This window comes from Rheinheimera sp. B2H12, assembly GCF_059620065.1.
In genome coordinates this window covers 521,767-540,780 of the sequence record NZ_CM184363.1, presented here as the reverse complement: position 1 = coordinate 540,780, position 19,014 = coordinate 521,767, and the positions used below count along the sequence as shown (strand labels likewise).

16 protein-coding genes are annotated in these 19,014 nt (G+C 50.8%); 10 read left to right on the top strand and 6 right to left on the bottom strand.

Annotated elements, in window-relative coordinates:
• Positions 1-30 precede the first annotated feature (30 nt).
• The 4 genes from AC53GJ_RS02365 to AC53GJ_RS02350 form a co-directional block, all read right to left on the bottom strand.
• On the bottom strand, positions 31-2,091 hold the full coding sequence (locus AC53GJ_RS02365; RefSeq protein ID WP_496730930.1) for a TonB-dependent receptor: 2,061 nt from the start codon (positions 2,089-2,091) through the stop codon (positions 31-33).
• 528 nt (positions 2,092-2,619) lie between these two features.
• The gene (locus AC53GJ_RS02360; RefSeq protein WP_496730929.1) at positions 2,620-2,805 is read right to left on the bottom strand and encodes a hypothetical protein; all 186 of its coding nucleotides are present in this window, start codon (positions 2,803-2,805) and stop codon (positions 2,620-2,622) included.
• A gap of 243 nt (positions 2,806-3,048) precedes the next feature.
• Complete coding sequence (locus tag AC53GJ_RS02355) at positions 3,049-3,876, bottom strand: MipA/OmpV family protein (RefSeq protein WP_496730928.1); 828 nt, start codon at positions 3,874-3,876, stop codon at positions 3,049-3,051.
• A 666-nt stretch (positions 3,877-4,542) separates the two neighbouring features.
• A complete protein-coding gene (locus tag AC53GJ_RS02350) occupies positions 4,543-4,989 on the bottom strand; it encodes a hypothetical protein (protein WP_496730927.1) in 447 nt (148 codons plus the stop codon).
• A 282-nt stretch (positions 4,990-5,271) separates the two neighbouring features.
• On the opposite strand from AC53GJ_RS02350, the gene AC53GJ_RS02345 reads away from it, so the two are divergent.
• The 4 genes from AC53GJ_RS02345 to AC53GJ_RS02330 all read left to right on the top strand — a co-directional run bounded on the left by AC53GJ_RS02345 (position 5,272) and on the right by AC53GJ_RS02330 (position 8,129).
• A complete protein-coding gene (locus tag AC53GJ_RS02345; protein WP_496730926.1) occupies positions 5,272-5,883 on the top strand; it encodes a class I SAM-dependent methyltransferase in 612 nt (203 codons plus the stop codon).
• 16 nt (positions 5,884-5,899) lie between these two features.
• The gene (locus AC53GJ_RS02340; protein WP_496730925.1) at positions 5,900-7,024 is read left to right on the top strand and encodes an HNH endonuclease; all 1,125 of its coding nucleotides are present in this window, start codon (positions 5,900-5,902) and stop codon (positions 7,022-7,024) included.
• Positions 7,025-7,117: 93 nt separating this feature from the next.
• Positions 7,118-7,339, top strand: coding sequence for a hypothetical protein (locus AC53GJ_RS02335; RefSeq protein WP_496730924.1), 222 nt, complete (start codon positions 7,118-7,120; stop codon positions 7,337-7,339).
• 538 nt (positions 7,340-7,877) lie between these two features.
• Positions 7,878-8,129 carry a hypothetical protein gene (locus tag AC53GJ_RS02330; RefSeq protein WP_496730923.1) on the top strand — a complete coding sequence of 84 codons (252 nt, stop codon included), beginning with the start codon at positions 7,878-7,880 and terminating at the stop codon, positions 8,127-8,129.
• Between the two features lie 396 nt (positions 8,130-8,525).
• Here AC53GJ_RS02330 and AC53GJ_RS02325 read toward each other — a convergent pair whose 3' ends face one another.
• A complete protein-coding gene (locus AC53GJ_RS02325) occupies positions 8,526-8,852 on the bottom strand; it encodes a nuclear transport factor 2 family protein (protein WP_496730922.1) in 327 nt (108 codons plus the stop codon).
• Positions 8,853-8,944: 92 nt separating this feature from the next.
• On the opposite strand from AC53GJ_RS02325, the gene AC53GJ_RS02320 reads away from it, so the two are divergent.
• Positions 8,945-9,307, top strand: coding sequence for a winged helix-turn-helix transcriptional regulator (locus tag AC53GJ_RS02320; RefSeq protein WP_496730920.1), 363 nt, complete (start codon positions 8,945-8,947; stop codon positions 9,305-9,307).
• A 22-nt stretch (positions 9,308-9,329) separates the two neighbouring features.
• Here the strand turns inward: AC53GJ_RS02320 and AC53GJ_RS02315 are convergent, their stop codons facing one another.
• Positions 9,330-10,148 carry a DNA ligase gene (locus tag AC53GJ_RS02315; RefSeq protein WP_496730919.1) on the bottom strand — a complete coding sequence of 273 codons (819 nt, stop codon included), beginning with the start codon at positions 10,146-10,148 and terminating at the stop codon, positions 9,330-9,332.
• 388 nt (positions 10,149-10,536) lie between these two features.
• Between AC53GJ_RS02315 and AC53GJ_RS02310 the strand changes: the two genes are divergently transcribed.
• The 5 genes from AC53GJ_RS02310 to lodB all read left to right on the top strand — a co-directional run bounded on the left by AC53GJ_RS02310 (position 10,537) and on the right by lodB (position 18,877).
• Complete coding sequence (locus AC53GJ_RS02310) at positions 10,537-13,923, top strand: MHYT domain-containing protein (protein WP_496730918.1); 3,387 nt, start codon at positions 10,537-10,539, stop codon at positions 13,921-13,923.
• The gene (locus tag AC53GJ_RS02305; protein WP_496730917.1) at positions 13,913-14,896 is read left to right on the top strand and encodes a response regulator; all 984 of its coding nucleotides are present in this window, start codon (positions 13,913-13,915) and stop codon (positions 14,894-14,896) included. Before AC53GJ_RS02310 ends, AC53GJ_RS02305 begins: the two co-directional genes overlap by 11 nt.
• 2 nt (positions 14,897-14,898) lie before the next feature.
• A complete protein-coding gene (locus AC53GJ_RS02300; RefSeq protein ID WP_496730916.1) occupies positions 14,899-15,465 on the top strand; it encodes a nucleotidyltransferase family protein in 567 nt (188 codons plus the stop codon).
• Between the two features lie 223 nt (positions 15,466-15,688).
• On the top strand, positions 15,689-17,713 hold the full coding sequence (gene lodA / locus AC53GJ_RS02295; RefSeq protein WP_496730915.1) for a CTQ-dependent lysine 6-oxidase LodA: 2,025 nt from the start codon (positions 15,689-15,691) through the stop codon (positions 17,711-17,713).
• A 6-nt stretch (positions 17,714-17,719) separates the two neighbouring features.
• The gene (gene lodB, locus AC53GJ_RS02290; protein WP_496730914.1) at positions 17,720-18,877 is read left to right on the top strand and encodes a lysine-epsilon-oxidase maturase LodB; all 1,158 of its coding nucleotides are present in this window, start codon (positions 17,720-17,722) and stop codon (positions 18,875-18,877) included.
• The last annotated feature ends 137 nt before the right edge of the window (positions 18,878-19,014 follow it).

The window sequence follows — 19,014 nt, the reverse complement described above, 5'->3', positions numbered from 1 at the left end:
CTTTGGTTCATGGCGAAAATGAGTGCCTGCTTAGAAATTAAAATGGGCGCCGATAGTCACTGTCCTTGGCTGGTGCAATACCGCAGTATCAAACTGCTCATCCGGCAACGTACTACCACTTGGTGCCACACCCGGATACAAAGCGATTGGATTGTCTTCGTCCAATAAATTGCGCGCAGTCAGATACAGCTTTATTGCATCCGTCAGTTGATAACTGACGCTGCCGTGTAAGGCGCCGTATGTGTCGGTTTTGCCGGCTGGGTTATTGGTGATGCTACTGTAATAACCGCCGGTGATTTGGCCGCTTAATACCACATGCCAACGCTGTTGTTGCCAACTGCTGCCAAACTGCAGGGAAACTGGCGGCGCGGTAAACAACCTATGCCCCTCAATACCAGAATTAGGGTAATCAGTGATCTCAGTATCCAGCAAAGCCAGATTGCTAAACAGATGCCACTGCGGTGTCAACTGCCAAGACAAACCAAGCTCGAGCCCTTGTACCCGCACGCCATCGGCATTACGTACCACGAAAGCTTCGTCGATGGCATTTTGTGGTGTTAAATCAAAGGGCAATTGCATGTCTTTGTACAAGGAGTAAAACAAGTTCTGCGTCGTTTTCACAGTACCGTCAAGCCACTGCTGGCGGCCGTAAATTTCAAAAGAGTCAACATACTCTTCGTTGTACTCATAATTCACAATTGGAAAAGCAAAGGTGATACCGCCACCGCCGGCGTTAAAACCACGGGAGTACAACACACCAATGACCTGAGTATCGCTAAGCTGATAGCTCAGGCCAAGTTTGGGCAATAACGCATCGTAACTTTTATCGGCGTTTATATTGACCAACCGGCGAGTCGGGTCACCGCCCTCACGCTGGCGGTCCTCCTTTTCATAACGCACCCCAAGCGTCAGTTCAAACTGCTCAGCGAGCGGTAGCGATCCTTCGGTATACAGCGAAAACGCATCGGATTGATCGGTAAATTGCTGAATACCTGCCAGTTGGATCCACTCCGTTTGATCAGCCCGATACAACCGGGTACCTGCCACCCACTCACTGTCATTATCACTGGTGTAGCGTAGACGTGGTTCCACCACATATTCATCCGCTGTAACTTCGGCCCGGCTGCCATCAGGCGCGGTTTTACGCTTAAAAGTAAAATCGGTTACCGAGGCGTCAATTTCCAGTTCAACTGCATCGCTGATAAAGCGGCTAAATTCAATGCCGGCACTGGTGGTATGTGGCTGATGCACAGGTTGTTGTGGATAATTCGAACGCTTTTGTTTAAATGGCCGTACCACAATTTCACCGTTGGGACCGCTAAAACTGACATCGGTCACCGTCAACAATAAACGGGTTTGTTCAGCATTTTTGGGGTCATACAATAATTTGCCGCGTACTGTGTGACCGTCAATATCGGCAGGATCGCCAACACTGGCCACATCGTCATAATGCACCGCAGACTCACGGCCAAATCCATCCGCAGCCAGTCGCAATGAGACGCTGTCGCTGACTGGTTGGTTATGCATCAGTGACAAGCGTTTTTGCGAAAAATTGCCAGCTTCAAAGCGTGCCGCTGAGTGCTGTTCTGCTTGTGGATCCTGAGTCCTGACTAAGACTGTGCCGGCTATCGCATTGCGGCCGACCAAAGTACTTTGTGGCCCACGAAACACTTCAATGCTTTGTAGATCCCAGATCCCCATATCACCAAAGACCACCTCATTGTATGTGGCTGAGCGACCATCAATTTGCCAGTTCAGCCGCGGTCGGCTGCCGGCAAAAAACGCATTGGCATTTTCAGCCGGGCCAGTTCCATCAACGCCGCGCACCGTCGGTGCCTTGCCAGTACCACTGACATCGGTGATATTTGGGATCTCACGCAATACATCCCGCACGCTCCTTAGTTCAACACGCTCAGTTAAGGTTTTTTCGTCCAGGATCACCAGACTTTGGCCACTTTCATCCGCACTGCGGGATAACAGCTCACCAGACACCATCACCTCGGGGAGCTTGCCCGGAGCAGATTGCGTTTGTGCCATCAGCTGCGCTGACAGGCCCAATAAGGTCACGACAGGGATTAACGGATACTTCATAACGTCCTCTTGATTTGTCCATAAATGCAGCCGCATTGTAAATGGCAATCATTCTTATTTCCATGACTAAATTAATTATCCATGCTTTCACCTCAACAAAAACAAACCTTTTTATTACATTGACCGTTGAAGACCGCAGTATCCTTGAGTTAGCGCCAGCCAAACTCACTAAGCACTTGCCAACAAGATTGAAGTACCAAACGCTCGTAACGTATCTTCCTCAATTCTTCACGAATACAACTTTCCCTATGAGGCGATAACTCCAATAAGATTGGCAGGCCGTTTTCTCTGCCAGTCAGCATGGCCTCTTGGTCAATCAACTGCTCTAGCTAGAGTGATAATGACATTCGGTTCAGGCGTTAATGGTGGGCTTTCTGGCGCAGATTGCTGATGCTGGCCCTGCTGGGCATTATCTGTAGGGATTGAAAATAGCAACGGCGCTGTGCCAAGTTGCCGGGTGACAACGATCTTCCCTGCTAAAAAGCAGGGTTAATCTGTGCCAGCAATTTGCCTGCTAGTATATGTTGCTTACACTACTGCAGTTTTTAACTTCTCATCACTTTCAACCCTGCGAATCCTCAGTCGTCCATATTCAGCAAGCTCAGCTTTTGCAGCTGGCTTAATTGCTTTAAATAACTGCTGTCGGCAGGCTTGTTCCCCCAGTGTGCAGGCCAGATTGGTTTTACCGCCGCCTGTGGCTCCGGTGGGCAGCACGTTTTGACCGTAATTCAGGTGATGCCCTTGCAGCAGTGGCGTCAGTTGCTCTGGCCATATGCCACGCCGTGCAGGCTATTTCAGCGCCTCCGGACTGGCCCGAAGTCGTATTCTGCTTCTTTGCGCAGACGTACCAGGCGGGTGTTGTCGCGCGATAACTGCTGTTGTTCCACCAACAAACTCCGAGAAGCGCCAGCCCCGCTATGTTCTTCGATCAAGAACCAAGTTAACTCGCAAAGCTTTTTAGAATATGTAAATAAAACCGACGCCTATTTCGGCCTCATAGTCACTTCGGGCGATTGGGCTATCTCGAACTTCGCTACTAAAATATTCAAAAAGTGCTTCGCCATAAATCTGCCAATTATCATGAACATGATGACGGAAATTGTAATTGACGCCAATTGAGCGTAATCCACCACTCAGATTTGTTTCATTGAAACCGGATGCAATCGCTTGAGCTGAATTGATGCCGAAACCTTTGTTGGCGTATTCACTGTCGTGCACAACCACCACAACGTTCACTTCAGAACCTGTGCCGTCGTTTTGATTACCGAAGCGGCGACCTACACCAAACAGACCCAGATTACCGTCACCGCCCGTCACGATACGACCAACCAGCCAATAGCGCCAATCGGCATCAAACGCACGACGCGCTTGCAACACTAATTCAGCGCCTTCTTCTTGCTCACCGAGCCCAAACAAATGACCGTCGTCAGAATCACTTTCCTTCCGCCCCTCATCAAAGCCGACGAGCGCCTCGAACAACCAGGTATTAGCCCGAACACCACGCCAGCCGAGGGCTTCACCGGCAAAAAAGAAAACATCGTCACCGTTACGCCATTGCAGTCCGCCAGCAGGCTCGATTTCCAATCCAAATTCGTCTGATCCTTCGTAAGCTGTTTCATATTCAACGCCAAAGCCGAGCCCTAAGTGCCAGCCATCTTCGCCTTTAGAGAAGTCGTCGACCGATGGCAAAGGCACTAAAGCGGTTTTTCCATCCTGTGCGAATGCTGATTGACTAAAAATCGCTTGTATTAACAAAGCCGACAATAAAGCTGTTAATTTTTTCATTTGGACTTTTCCTTTATACGGTGCAGTATCTCAGTCGCAAGACTTAATTTGTACGTGAGCAACCTCTGAACGGACCATATGCAACCGCACTGGCATTCAAGTATTGATGTGCAGTAAAGTGCTGAATGAGGTCGTGATATTTGGAGTGTTACGTTCTGAGATTCTGAGTTCAGCAAAATCGAATTTCAGCATCAACAGCATAGCCGAAATTCGCTTTTTTGTGAGCACCTTAGCTGGAGGTCTGCCATCGCTCTTCGCTGACCTAAACGTATCTGGCTTACCGCTGAAACTGGTCATTAGGCGAAAGTGCAACAAGTGGTAACAAGCCAGTGAACGTGGTGATATGCGTGGCGATCGAAAAAAATCGCTGTAAAGTGTTGCAACGTATTTATTTTAAAGACGAATTTTCAAGTCAGATCCAAACACCGAATCAATTAAAAATCTAATTTAGCTTGATTTACAAAGTTTTTTTCCCTTTTTGCCAGAAATATCACCTCTCAATATCCACTGTGTGGTGGGGAATTGGGAGGTGAATAACGAAGTAACCACTGCCTGAAAGATCACTCAACCAGATCACGATACTACAATTCGGTTTTGCGGTGAGCTTCAACAACACGCTGGACAACTGCCTGCCACAAGTTTGAAACAAAAGCCGGTTCGGCGCTGTCAGTGTCCAGATTTGGCAGGTAGTGTGCCCAATTGATAAGTCGCAGTGATGTTGGAGTCGACAGACCAAACCGGATCGGCATGCAACACTGTGCCCCGCTGCAGGCTGACAACCTGCAACTGCAAATGTTCTTTTTCCAGAGACAGCCACTGCACTGTGAGCCCCAACTGTTCCGGATGACCCTCACTGGCAAACAGATTGCCCGGGCCTTCTGGCAGGATGCCATCTTTGGCCAGAATGGAAATATGACTACTAAAGCCAGGCGCTGTGTTGCAACTGGTCACAAACACCACGGCTTTAAAGCGGTCGTCCGGTGAGAGTACTTGCTGGGTGATGCCATTGCTGCAGGATGGCGTTGTGGCAGCAAACATCCAGACCATCAACCCGCCCAGCAGCACGATGGGCGCAACGACAAACAATCCAATATCTCTGACCATCTTTTTCATACGTTTACCTGTGGCTGATGACAACAAAACGGCGCCATTACATGCCAGTACAAGCACAAAAGCAAGTATGACAACAGCAAAGCCACGTAAGCCTAGATGCAGAAATTCCAACCCAGCACCGAACTTGCTGCTTAGATTAAGCTGCATTGAGCGGGACTTAAGAGAATTGGTTGGGGTTAATTTGGCTGAGGTGATAAAAGTAGTGGTTGGCAAAAGCTGATTTTTGGTGCATAGATTTGCAAAGTATTGATGACAACATCTGCAATATCAAAGGATCTCGGCATGAGCTTGTACAACGACAAGGCGACAGATTTTTTTCGCCAATATGAGACAGCGTCGGCCGCCGAAGTGCATCACTGTTGGCTCGGCTTGTTACCCCAACAACCGCAAGGACGGGCGCTGGACATTGGCGCGGGCTCTGGTCGCGACGCACGCTTTTTGGCATCGCTTGGCTTTCACGTGACCGCTGTTGAACCTGCAGATGTATTGCGAAGACAAGCCATCTCGTTCTGGCAACAACTCCCAGCTCCGCGCCCAGATATTCAGTGGCTGGCCGACCAATTGCCAAACTTACCCAAAGTGATTGGTCTGCAACAAAGTTTTGACTTGGTACTGCTGTCTGCCGTGTGGATGCACTTAACAGCCAAAGAGCGAGCTTTGGCTTTGCCAGTGCTTGCCAGCCTGATGGCTCCTGAAGCACTGTTAGTTCTGACGCTGCGCCATGGCGACTTTTCCGATGGCCGCAGTAGTTATCCTGTCAGTGTCGACGAGGTGTTCGATTTAATCTCTGAGCATCAACTTTCACTCTCGTCAGTCTTAACTACCCACTTAGCTGCTGATGTCCTTGGCCGCAGCGATGTGCTGTGGCAGACTGTGGTACTAAAAAAGGGATGAACAAGGTAACCCACGGATGAGCTTAGAGTTTTATCTGCAAAAGTTCCAAGACTTAAATACCCTGCGCCAACATGGCCACAGCAAACCGCATAAAGTCTGTATGTTGTTGGCGGTGATGGATTTAATTTGCATGGGAACCATTCAAAATAACCATATTGAATTAAATGCCGAACTAAAACATTGTTTTAGCCTGCATTTTGCCAGGTTACGTGCAGGGAACGACGCTGATACCCCGGAAAATCCGTTTTTCCATTTACGCTCTGAAGGCTTTTGGCACCTGCACTTCCAACCAGAGGTAGATGCCAGCAAAGTCGATCGCTACAGCAAAAGTAAAGTCGCTTTTGCATATCTTGATGATGAATTATTTGAGTTTTTTCAAAGCAGCATTATCAGCGCCGACCTGCGTTTAGCGCTTACACTCAACTTAACCCGTTTACCTGAGCTGTATCAGCGCTGGGCAGAGCAAATGGGGAAGTCGACAAAAACTGTCCGAAATTATTTAGGTGCAGTCCAAGGGAGCCTCAGTGATCTGGCACAGCAGCATCGTCTAACTGATAGAAAATTATCCGAGATAAGCTCTTACCACCATTATCAGCAAACCATTACCCCATTGCGTGAACTTGCCGAATTTAAAGCCAAAGATCTCAAAGGCAAAGCAATGTATAGCAATGCTTTAAAAAGCTATGGCGAGTTTTTGGCGGATATCGGCCAAGTCGATGTAACTGCTGATGTGGATGAAATTCTACAATCAACAAGTCTATCCCCGACTGAAAAAACAGTGTTGATCAATAGCCGTCTCGGCCAAGGTCGCTTTCGCGAACACTTGCTACAGCAATGGCAAGGCTGTGCAGTCACCGGCTACCCAATGCCCGCCATGCTGGTGGCATCACATATTAAACCTTGGCGCGCTGCCGATAATTTCGAACGGCTTGATCCAAATAATGGCTTGTTGTTACTAGCCAATCTGGATAAAGCCTTCGATAAAGGTTTTATCAGTTTTACGAAAAGTGGTCGCATTTTGCTGTCTTCAACCCTCGAACGCCCCAGTATGCTCGGGATCCGTCCTGAGATGACGCTGAAAGTTCGTGACAGCCACCAGAAATATCTGTCGTATCACAGGGAACGCGTGTTTGCTGGTTGAGAAGCTGCGCACAAAGACCTTCACTAAACTTCATCAGATGGAACAAAACACAGGCAACCACTTGGTATTTATCAGCAATGAATAACCCAGCTAGTGCAAGCAAATCTGGATCGCGAGCGTTTTTATCTGGATGAGTGCCAGCTCAGCACCAGCGAAACGGCAGCTTGGTTTTCGCGTTTTCTGACCAAGATTTTTGAGTATGCCATCAATGCGATCCCAAGTGGCGACAACCAACTGCAACTACAAATTGACCTCGCCAATAACCTACTGCTTTGGCTAAAACAACAAATTCAACACGATGATTTATCTAAGTAAAATCTGATTGATTCGCAGGGCCATATCCTCAAAGCAATTCATAGCTGCGAAAATCCTGTGGCGGCAGACCGACCAAAATTCGTTGAGCAGATATTTCCACTGACAGGCTTACGGCAAAGCGAATTGTTTTGTGGCAGCAATGCTGGCATTTCGATGGTGGCGGAACGGAAACGGAAAATCTTATTCGCTAACCAGATTTACTGGTTAGTGTTTTTCATTAAGTGGACTGGCATTCGCATCTTTAGTGAAGAATTGAAAACGTTTACCAGAGTGGTCGTCAGCTGAAAATTATCACCACTTCCTAGAGCACCGAACAGTTTAAAAAACGGCAGCAGCCGTGGGCAAAATAGGACTCAGACAAGGCAAATTTCTGAAGGTTTAGTGAACTAAACCGAAGGAATTTAACGCCATATGAGGATATTTTGCCCCGGCCCTGCGGGAGCGCCATTTAACCAGCAGTAATGGCACCTCTTGTAAGGAGGGCCATTCAGCCCTATGCTGCCGCTTTATATCAAGCTTATCTCCATCAAGAACAACCATGCGCGCCAAATTGAGCAAATACCTGAATACTTTCCGGAAAATCAGAGCCCTTCTCCGCCGCCCCCAGCTCACCAGCACAGTCAGCAAGCCTGCAACCGAAGTAGATGCTGAACATGCTGTTGCTGTGCAGTCCGATAGCTGGGCTGATTTGACCGTTGGCTGGAATAGAAACGGCATAGTGCCGCATAATATTGCCGAGGTTCGTCGCCGCGTTAATGCTGTAGGATCCGGTCCTGATACCGCTGAATGAACCAATCCGCGCGTTATTCGCCACTGCCGCTTGTCGCCGCTGGCAACTTCCCATTAAGCGAGAAATCTACTGTCTGAAATGGCCAAGCGGTTTTCAACCATTGTTGCAGGCCCTGGCGCCATGTCAGGGGTGGCCAAAGCTGGCATCACTGCCACGAGCAGACTGACCATCCAGAGTTGGCAGCTCGTGGTCAGAAGTTGTTTTGTCTTCATCATGCACTCAGTAAGCTGAATAAGCAGTGGATGCTAGCAGCAGAGCTAGCTGCGGCGCTACGCTTTTTTCAGGCCATACAGATGCTTAGCAAGGACCACTCTATCTACTAGCCTTGCAACGGGTCATCACAGCGGTAATACAGATGATGACCCCAATTCGCTGCAGCTCTTTGCGCTGCCAACCTCAACTAATTTTCAGCTGTTGAATTTTGTCGTGCTGTAACAAGAAGCTATAGCTAAGCTGGATCGGACTGCCGGGGAAGTTGCCACTGACTTCGGCCACCACCACTTCCTCCTGCTGCCGGCTACTGCTATGCAGCGGGGTGAGGCTAAATTGATAGTGCTGCCGGGTGGCTACAAACCAGTTGGCGATAGCACTGTGGCCGCTATAACTGCCGCCTTCATCCAACACCAGAGCATCCGGCTGAAAACACTGTTGCAACTGGCGTGGGTCCTGCTGATGACTGGCAGTAAAAAAATGCTGGATCGGGGCTTTGAGTGGACTATTCATCTGAGTGTCTCCCTGGTTAGGTTGCTGGGGAAACAGTTTCTGCTTAGACTGAGCGATAAACAAGAACGCACAAAAAAGTAAGTCACTGACTGATGAGAAAGATTTATACGCCTTCTAGCGCAGCGGCTGACACCCTGGCCGCAATTAAATTGTTCGATGGCAGTTGGCAACTGCAGATCCTGTTTCATTTGTTTGACGGCAAAGTACAACGTTATTCTGACTTAGAAAAACTGATCCCCGCTACCTCGCAAAAAATGCTGGCGCAACAACTGAAAAAACTCCAGGCCGATGGCCTGGTCGAGCGACAAGTGTATCCGCAAGTGCCACCCAAGGTTGAATATCGCTTAACGGCCTGGGGACAAGCCTTGTGTCCGGCGCTGGATGCCTTGTTACTCTGGACTGAGCAAAAACCGACGCTGCAACCCAAGGTTAACCCAAACGCAACCGCTGAGTAGCGCCCAGTCGCCCCAAGGCTGGCTAGTCAGTCCGGACCCGCAAAAACCGGGCAAACCTCGGCAGACCATTTTTGGTCAGGCCATTAAACCTGTATGTCACCAGCGCGCCAATCGGGGGCGGCTGTTGCCGCAGCGCGTCGGTTAAGCCACTGCCAATGGCAAAGGTTTTACCTTCTGCAGTTTTCAGCACTAATGCCCCTACCATACCCTGATATTTACCTTTGCCGGCACGATAGCCAATGACGACAGCTTCGGTATCCTGATAACTTTTTAGTTTCAGTAAATCAGCGCTGCGGCCGGTTTTATAAAGTGCAGCCTGATGGTGCAACATCAGGCCTTCAGCACCTTGCTGCTCTAATTGACGTAGTTTCGCCATTAATTCAGCTTTGCTCTGTAAGCGAAATTGTTGGATCAACAACAGATAAGGGCTGTTGGACTGCTGCACCAGCGCTTGCATCGCTGCGATGCGCTCAGTGAAGGTACCGGCAGCGTTCGGTAATTCAAAAATAGCATAACGGATCTGCCGCCATTCCTGCTCCACCGGCTGTGCTTTACTGACAATACTCAAAGTCTGCGCAAACTGATTCCGCCCCAGCCAAAGCTCGCCATCTAAGGCTTGCGCTGGAAATTGCGCAATAAACCAGTCCGGCGTGGCGATCACCTGACCGCCACGCGTGACGAGCTGCTGACCTGTCCAAAACGCCCGCACGCCATCGAGTTTTTCGCTGATCCAATACTGCCGCACATCAATGCTTTCGTCGTACAACTGTGCCAGCAGCAAATCAGGTTTGCTGGCTGCAGCGACGAGCAGACAGCACAGTAATAGAATAAACCTAAACATAAAAAACACTTTTAATCAAAATATTTAACAAAGTGTAGTCCGTAGATAGATTTCAGCAAGCCGCCGTTTTACTCTTTGCCGGACTGCAGTGAAATTCGCCGCTCAGGGCCCGGCTGCAGTCTGCAGGTGAATAGAGTGTAAAACTGATAGCAGGCAGGTAAATGACTGGAAACTGCAGCCACTTTTGCAAACAAATAAAAAAATAACCTTGTAATCATATGCTTACCTCTGCAGTATAAAGTCATTTAGACCAACACTGCGTTACTGCTGGGGTTCAAACCGACCCACCACAGCTGCCGCCATAGTTTTTTCAACTAAAATTGCTTTGAACTGATGAGGCCACTCCGGCAGCACCATAGCGACAAAGTCAGCGCCGCCTAAGGAGAACATGATGAGCTGGTTAGCCCCCTGGTTTGACTACCCGACCGATCCACTGCTGTTGGCCGGTACCTACAGCCCGGGACTGGTGCTGTTATCAGTACTGATTGCGGTATTTGCCTCGGCCATGGCGATCCAAATCACAGTTCAGGCCATCAGTGTGCAGAAAAAGTCACTGCGTTTACTGATGCTGGGCAGCGGCAGTATTGCGCTCGGTGGTGGTGTCTGGTCGATGCATTTTATCGGCATGCTGGCGTTTTCGCTCTGTACCGACGTCAGTTATCAGCCGGGACTGACCTTTTTATCGATGTTGCCCAGCATCGCTGCGTCCTGGGTGGCGCTGGATCTGATCAGTAAAAAACGCTTGCAGCTACCGCAATTATTGAGCGGCGGCCTGCTGGTTGGCGCCGGTATCGGCACTATGCACTACAGCGGCATGGCGGCGATGCAAATGTCAGTGGCGCTGCGATACGATTTAACCACCTTTTTGTTTTCCATCCTGGTGGCTGTGGTGTTAGCAGTGCTGGCGATCTGGATCCGCTTTGGTTTGAAACGTTTGCAACTGGCACCACACTGGCTGACGCTGCTGAGCAGTCTGGTGATGGGCAGTGCCATCAGTGGCATGCATTATACCGGCATGGCCGCAGCCCGCTTTGTGCCCCCCGCCGGCTTCAGACCTGAGCTGGCTGCCAGTGAAATGCCGCTGGTACTGGCGATGGCGATTAGCTTTACCACACTGGTGATTTGCAGCCTGGTGGTCGCAATTAATCTGCTGCTGAAATATCGCGAGGCCAGCACTCAGGCAAAAGCCAATGAAAGCCGGCTGAGTGCCATGATGGATACCGCTGTCGATGGCATTGTGACTATTAATGCACAGGGCTTGATCCTCAGCATGAACAAAGCTGCTGAACAAATTTTTGGCTGGCAACAAGCTGAATTACTTGGGCAAAATGTGAATCTGCTGACGCCTGAAGTGATCCGTGACGAGCATGATTCTTATCTGGAGAATTATCTGCACAGCGGTAACGCCAAAATTATTGGCGTGGGCCGTGATGTCGAGGCCGTGCATAAAAATGGCCAGCCATTGCCGGTGCGGTTGGCGATCGGCCATGTCCGGTTGCCGGAGCAAGATATTTTTGTCGCTTTTATTACCGACCTCAGTGTCAGACGGCAAATGGAACAGGCACTGCAGGAGAACGAAGCCAAACTACGCTCGTTGCTGAGTAATATTCCAGGGGCTGCCTATCGCTGCCAGTACCAGCAGGACTGGGCTATGTTGTTTATCAGTGATGCCATCAGCAGCATCAGTGGTTATCCGGCCAGCGATTTTATGCTGCCAGCACCGCGTCGCAGTTGGATGGAGCTGGTGCATCCGGACGATCAGGCGCAACTGCAGCAACTGGAGCTGTTCAGTGGCAGTTATCAGTTGGAATACCGCATCCGGCATCAGGATGATTCAGTACACTGGGTGCTGGAACAAGGTGAAGCTATCCGCGATAGCCAGGGCGATATTTTATGGCTGGACGGCTTTATCATGGACATCAGCCAGCGCAAGCAAATGGAAACTGAACTGCGGGAAGCCAAAGACAAAGCTGAGCAGGCTGCCGAAGCCAGAGCTGCCTTTCTGGCCAATATGAGCCATGAAATCCGCACCCCAATGAACGCCATTATTGGTTTTAGTGATCTGTTACTCAGTTCGTCGCTCAGCACTGAACAGCATAAACATTTGCAAACCATCCATAGTTCGGCGCATTCGTTGTTACATTTACTGAATGATATTCTCGACAGCGCCAAACTGGAAAAAGGCAAGCTGGAACTTGAAGTGCAGGACTTTTCGCTGCCAGCAGTGCTGGATGCGGTGGTCTCTACGCTCTGGATCCAGGCACGAAAAAAACAGCTGGCGCTGCAACTGGAGTTTGATCAGCAACTGGGTGAGTACTATCGCGGTGCACCGGAACGGTTGCGACAGGTGCTGACGAATCTGATTGGGAATGCCATCAAATTTACTGCACAAGGTTCGGTGTTGGTGCAGGTGCAACTGCTGACCGATGTTGCTGGCGCAGCGGACTCCAGCATGCAATGGCTACAATTTAGCATCACAGATACTGGCATCGGTATTGCTGATGATCGGCTGGAGCATATTTTTGAAGCCTTTACCCAAGCCGATGCATCGATGAGCCGCCGCTTTGGCGGTACAGGCTTAGGCACCACCATCAGTAAACAACTGGTTGAATTGATGGGCGGTGCTATCAGCGTACAAAGCCGCGAAGGTGTCGGCAGTTGCTTCAGTTTTCGTTTGCCACTGCAACCTGGCGTCGCCAGCAGCAAGGCAAGCAGCGGTTATGTGCCGCAGTTACCGCCGCTGCGGCTGTTGATCGCCGACGATATTCCACAGAATCTGGAACTGTTACAACTGCTGCTGCAGCGCGCCGGTCATCAGGTCTGGACTGCCAGCAATGGCGAGCAGGCGCTACAGGCCGTGCGGCAACAGCAGTTTGATCTGGTGCTGATGGATATTCAGATGCCAGTGCTGGATGGGTTACAGGCCTGTCGTTTATTACGACAAGAAGAACAAGCTACTGGCAGGCCAAGATTGCCGGTGATTGCATTAACCGCCAGCGTGCTGGAGGAAGATAAAAGTGCCGCCACAGCCGCCGGAATGCAAGGTTTCGCCAGTAAACCAGTCGATTTTTCTGCCTTATGTCTGGAAATGGCGACTGTGCTGCAACTGGACATTCTGCCGCCATTGACCGTCGCAGCCTTACCAGAGCGTCCGTCGTCAACAATGCTGAATCAGAGCAAAGCACTGCAACTTTGGGGGCAATGGTCGGTCTATCTACCTGCCTTGCAGCAGTTTCTGCAGCAGCAACAGCCTTTGTTACAGCAAGCCAGCGACTGGTTACAACAGGGTGATTATCCGGCGCTGCAACAACTGGCGCATGCGATCAAAGGCAGTAGTGGCAATCTGGCATTGGATCCATTAAGTAAAGTCAGTGCCGAGCTGGAACAAGCGGCGCGGCAACAGCAGCAGCAGCGCTGCCAACAATTGCTTGAAAAAATATGGCATTGCTGGCCCTTGTTTATCGCGCAATACCAGCAATTGTCGCAACAGCAACAGCAGGTAACCGACACCCAAAGCAGCGTCAGCGCAACGTTACTGGCCGATATCCTGCAACAGTTGGTGCCGCTGGTGGCACAGCATCAGTTGGATGACCAGGTGCTGGAATTACTGGCGAAGTATCAGGGGCCATGGCAAAGTCAAGTACAACTATTGCTGGACAGTCTCAACGATTTTGATTTTCTGCAAGGTGGGCAATTGTTACTCAGACTGCAACAGCAGTTGCAGAGCGATGCGTTCAACCTTGCCAGCGGGCAGCGAGGTTCCGATGCTAACTGAACAACCAACCTTATTGCTGGTGGATGATGAGCCCACCAACTTACGGGTGTTACGCACCATTTTGCAACAGGATTACCGCTTGTTGTTTGCCAAAAGTGGCGCTGAAGCGCTGCAACTGGTACAGCAACAACGGCCTGATTTAATTCTGCTGGATGTGATGATGCCAGGCATGACAGGTTTTGATCTTTGTCGCCAGTTAAAAGCCGATCCTGCCAGCCAAGCCATTCCGGTGATCTTTGTCACTGCTTTAAAAGAAGAAATGGATGAAGCCCAGGGTTTTGCCGTCGGCGCTGTTGATTACATTACTAAACCTATCAGTCCGGCCGTAGTGAAAGCCAGAGTGAAAACCCATTTATCGCTGGTGCAGGCCGAAACCTTAAAACACACCAGATTACAGGTGATCCAACGACTGGGCCGGGCTGCCGAATATAAAGACAATGAAACCGGTTTGCATATTCTGCGGATGAGCCATTATGCGCAGGTGCTGGCACTGGCTTATGGGTTCAGTGCGCAGGCGGCAGAAAACCTGCTGCATGCCGCGCCTATGCACGATATTGGCAAAATTGGTATTCCCGATCACATTCTGCTCAAACCCGGCAAGCTGACCAGCGAGGAGTTTCAGCAAATGCAACGGCATCCGCTGATTGGTGCTGAAATTATTGGCGATTGTGATTCAGCGTTGCTGCAAAGTGCCAAAACAGTGGCGCTGTACCATCATGAAAAATGGGATGGCAGCGGTTATCCTTTTGGTCTGGCGGGCGAGCAAATTCCGCTTGAAGCCAGAATTGTGGCGATTTGTGATGTGTTTGACGCCCTGACCAGCACCAGACCTTACAAACAAGCCTGGACAGTGGCAGCGGCGCTGGACTATCTGCAGCAACAACGCGGCTTGCATTTTGAACCGGCCCTGGTCGATCTGCTGAGCAGTCAGTTACCCCAGATCTTAGCCATCAAAGAGCGATGGGCAGAATAAGCATGGACTTCGCCGCACGCACAGCCACTTTATTACAACAGGATGCATTCCGCTGGCGTTGCCTGCAGCTGGCGCGTCAGTTGAATTTGCCGGACTGGTATCTGGGCGCTGGTTTTTTACGCAATGCCATTTGGGATCATCTGCATCAGTTGCCGATGACGCCACTGAATGATATTGACCTGGTGTATTTCGATGCCACTGATGTGAGCTGTCAGCGCGAACAACAGGCAGAGGCCTGGTTGCAGCAACAATTACCGGGTTATCGCTTTGAAGTGCGCAATCAAGCCCGGATGCATCTACAGCATGGTCATGCCCCCTACCAACATTGTGCCGATGGCATCAGCCGCTGGGTAGAAATTCCGACCTGTGTCGGTGTGCATCTGGATGCCAATGATAGGCTCAGTTTCACCACCGCCTTCGGTCTGGCCGCCAACTGGTCTTTGCAGGTTGAAATGAATCCGCTCCACCCCAGACCAGCCGTTTTTACCGAACGGATCAGGCAAAAAAACTGGCGACAACTCTGGCCACAACTGCAGATTTTTTGGCCTGCGACGACGGCATCAAGCTGAAATAGCAGCCATTTTTATCACCGCATCACAGCGATATCAGCACAATATCATGCTTTTGCTACAACATTTTCTACTTGCTCGGCTAGCCTTGAACAGCCTTTGACTGACACAGCAAAGGCACTGGTAGCAAGGTTCGGCCGACAACTGATTGCGCTGCCGAATGTTACGCCCACTATTGCCAGTCATTTGAGACTGCAATTCCAGCCAGACAAGGAACATAGCTATGGCTCTGCGTATTCACCCATCCGTTGGTGTTGCCCGCTTAGGCAACAGCCCGGAACAGTTTTACCTGGCCCCGGAACAAATTGGCCAATTACCCTTTGAAGCCGATCCTTTTGGTAATAAAGGTGGTCCGGTCCAGCACTTTAAAGATGCTGTTGGCCGCGTCCGGCGTCAGGGGCAGCCCTTTCAGTTGCTGCAAGATGACGGCACTGAATTGACGCTCGACAGCCCCAGCGTGCAGTCGATTCAGTGGACTGTCCATCTGGCGAATAAAAAAGCCGCCTGGTATCAGTACAGCGAGTTAAAAGGCAATTTACTCTATGGTCCGCAAAACAGTTATCAGCAACAACAGGTCCCGCTGCGTAATCCGAATCTGGTGGGTGAACAGGCCAGACAACAACTGATCATCGATCCGGGCCCGCGTGTGGTCAGTGGCCGCCAGCAAAGTATCGGCTTTGATCAGGCACATGCGCCAGCCGGCTATCCGGTGTCTTATCCGCCCAGTACCGTCTTGTACGGCACCGCCGTCACCACATTGGGTGATTTGCTGACTGACAGCCTGGGCCGGCTGATCGTGCTCGGCGGTTATGGTCATGCCGGTGGCAACGAGCCGCTGACCAGCTACGGTGGATCCAATACCTGGCACGATGATATTTCCGATGGTCCGGTGTATTGCACCGTCACCTTTCAGGATGGCAGGACTGAGCAGTTGCAGGCCTGGGTGGTGGTGGGGTCGCCAGATTTTGCGCCGGAAATAGTCAATATTTCGACCTTATCTGACACGATGTTTGATGTTGGCGTCCGCTTTTTTAATCTGGTGCCGGAACTCTATAGCTCGGGCCAGTTTAACCCGGATTTTCGTGCCAATTATCAGCGTGATATTCAACCTATTGTCGAACGACTCAGCCGTTATCAGTGGGTTTCCAATGTGCAGGCGATGAACGCCTTTAATTCGCGGCAGTTTGATTATGCGGACAATAGCGAAGCGAACCTGGCCAACCGTCAACAGTATTTTTCTTATTTCCGCGGCCTGAATAAAGAAGGTGATCCGTCACCGGATCAACCTCAGCAAGTGCTGTTTAAAGATAACTTTCCGATGCTACCGCTGAATTCCGGCAGTAACTCGGTGAGTAATGATCTGATTATGAAATTTCTGGCGCTGAATGAAACCCAGCAATTTTTGCTCAGTCAATGGGCCGCAGGCCGCTTTGACAATAGGGCCGATGCCGCGCCATTCGCCGTGCATCCGCTGGATCAGGGCAGCGTCGGTAATTGCGTTGGTTTGCCGATGTGTCCGGGCATTGAAGTCACCTGGAGTATGCAAAACCCGGCCATTTATGCTGCCCCTTATCAGATCGCCGATGAAATGGGTCCAAATGGCTACCAGCATACCGGCTTAACGCCGTCCCGTGACGAATGTGCCGAAGGCAGTTGTCAGCCAGGCGATCTGACCAAACGGATGGCTTGCCCATGGCAGGCCGATTTCTTCCAGTGTACGGTGCAAACCGTCAACTTTACGGTACCGGAAGTGAATAAAACGGATGGTAAACCCTTACCACCTACTTATTATGCTTACTGGTGGCCGCCACAAAGTCCATGGGATGTACTGACCGGCGATATCACTGCCGCCGGACAGGCGGCATCACATTTACCAGCCGGGCAACAAGCCAATTATGCCCGTGGCGTTAACACTTTTGTCCAGATGGTGGAACACTGGTCGGCGCTGGCGTTTATTCGTGATCAAAACAATCAGGCCGCAGGTTATCCATACTTTACTGAAACAGAACGCAACCACGAGATTTTCTCGTATCAGGAAGTTGGTATTGGCACTATTACCGGCAACCCGGATGATAACGAAACCACCATTCCGGTGTTTTATATTGAGCAAAATACCCAGCAGATCAAAGCCAAAAGTGCCAGAGCCGCCCAGATGGTGCAAGCGCTGGAACAACGGGCATTCCGGCCTATTGCCGTGGCAGCCGGCGGTCTGGGTACGCCGCGCTCTGGCACCAGAGTGAGACGTTAACACTTTATGTTACATGACAACAGCATCAGCACTGATGTGGTTATTATCGGCGCAGGCCCGGCTGGGGCTTGCGCCGCCCTCAGTGTGTTAACCTATTCCAGTCTGCGAGTGGTGGTGGTGGAACAATCAGATTTCAGCCAGCCACGGGTCGGCGAACATGTCTCTGACAGCCTGTTCAGTTTACTGGACTATCTGCAGTTACAGAAAACAGATTTCCCTGCTGCTTGCTTTTTGCCCTGTTATGGCGATACCACGTATTGGGGCAGTGATTTGCCCAGAGTGCGGCATGCCATCTTCAGCAGTGAAAATGCCAGTGTGCAATTGGATCGGCAAGCTTTTGATTTTACGTTGATTGAGCAAGTGGTAGCCCGAGGCGGTACGTTATTTCCACGCACTCATTGTACGGTCACTGCGCCAGCCGCGACTGCAGACTGGCTGTTGCAGTGCAGTCATCCACAGCAAACCGACTTTCAGATCCGGGCCAGATATCTGATTGACGCCAGTGGCCGCAACAGCGCCTTGTGTCGACAACTCGGCGGCAAGACTCATAAGCTGGACCAACTGATGGGGGCCGGTTGTTTTTTCCACTGTCCGGATCAGGTGGCGGCTGCACAGGAACAACTGATTGAAAGTACTGAATATGGCTGGTGGTATGCGGCCAGATTGCCAAATCAGCAGTATGTCGCGACTTTTTTTTCTGATGCCGATCTGCTAAGCCAGCTCCGGCTGAATCAGCAACAGCACTGGTGGCAGTGGTTGCAGCAAAGCCAGCAACTGAAACGACGGTTGCAGCATTGTCAGCCGTTGTCGATGCAACCCTGGCTGCGCAATGCCGGCAGCCAGTATAACGACAGTCACCAACTGCAGCGTTATATTGCGGTTGGCGATGCGGTGTGCGCTTTTGATCCGATTTCATCGATGGGGCTGGGTTTTGCCATCAGTTCCGCCTGCCATGCCGCCAGACTGGTGGTATCGGAGCTGCAGTCGGAGCAAGCCGCCGTCCATCCGGCAGGCCCGACTGCGCTGACCGGCCGCCAGCTCTATCAGCAGGACATTCTGGCGCATTTTGCCGCTTATCAGCAATTACGCCGGCATTTTTATCAGAGTGAACAGCGCTGGCAGCAAGCCCAGTTCTGGCACAGACGCCAGCAAACCGCAGCCTGACGGCGCTGTCACATAGCACGTGGCGGTTGACGCTGTCTGCAGTGGTGCAGCGCCAACCGCAATCTTCGCCCGGCCATGTGAGCCCGCAAGCTTCAGACTATCAGTTCCAACTATCCCGCTCTCAATGACTAAGCAGC

Bases quoted from the DNA above. Each gene is read 5' to 3' on its own strand.
- AC53GJ_RS02365 (WP_496730930.1), bottom strand. From the start codon at position 2,091: ATGAAGTATCCGTTAATCCCTGTCGTGACCTTATTGGGCCTGTCAGCG.
- AC53GJ_RS02355 (WP_496730928.1), bottom strand. From the start codon at position 3,876: ATGAAAAAATTAACAGCTTTATTGTCGGCTTTGTTAATACAAGCGATT.
- AC53GJ_RS02350 (WP_496730927.1), bottom strand. From the start codon at position 4,989: ATGAAAAAGATGGTCAGAGATATTGGATTGTTTGTCGTTGCGCCCATC.
- AC53GJ_RS02345 (WP_496730926.1), top strand. From the start codon at position 5,272: ATGAGCTTGTACAACGACAAGGCGACAGATTTTTTTCGCCAATATGAG.
- AC53GJ_RS02340 (WP_496730925.1), top strand. From the start codon at position 5,900: ATGAGCTTAGAGTTTTATCTGCAAAAGTTCCAAGACTTAAATACCCTG.
- AC53GJ_RS02330 (WP_496730923.1), top strand. From the start codon at position 7,878: ATGCGCGCCAAATTGAGCAAATACCTGAATACTTTCCGGAAAATCAGA.
- AC53GJ_RS02325 (WP_496730922.1), bottom strand. From the start codon at position 8,852: ATGAATAGTCCACTCAAAGCCCCGATCCAGCATTTTTTTACTGCCAGT.
- AC53GJ_RS02320 (WP_496730920.1), top strand. From the start codon at position 8,945: ATGAGAAAGATTTATACGCCTTCTAGCGCAGCGGCTGACACCCTGGCC.
- AC53GJ_RS02315 (WP_496730919.1), bottom strand. From the start codon at position 10,148: ATGTTTAGGTTTATTCTATTACTGTGCTGTCTGCTCGTCGCTGCAGCC.
- AC53GJ_RS02310 (WP_496730918.1), top strand. From the start codon at position 10,537: ATGATGAGCTGGTTAGCCCCCTGGTTTGACTACCCGACCGATCCACTG.
- AC53GJ_RS02305 (WP_496730917.1), top strand. From the start codon at position 13,913: ATGCTAACTGAACAACCAACCTTATTGCTGGTGGATGATGAGCCCACC.
- AC53GJ_RS02300 (WP_496730916.1), top strand. From the start codon at position 14,899: ATGGACTTCGCCGCACGCACAGCCACTTTATTACAACAGGATGCATTC.
- lodA (WP_496730915.1), top strand. From the start codon at position 15,689: ATGGCTCTGCGTATTCACCCATCCGTTGGTGTTGCCCGCTTAGGCAAC.
- lodB (WP_496730914.1), top strand. From the start codon at position 17,720: ATGTTACATGACAACAGCATCAGCACTGATGTGGTTATTATCGGCGCA.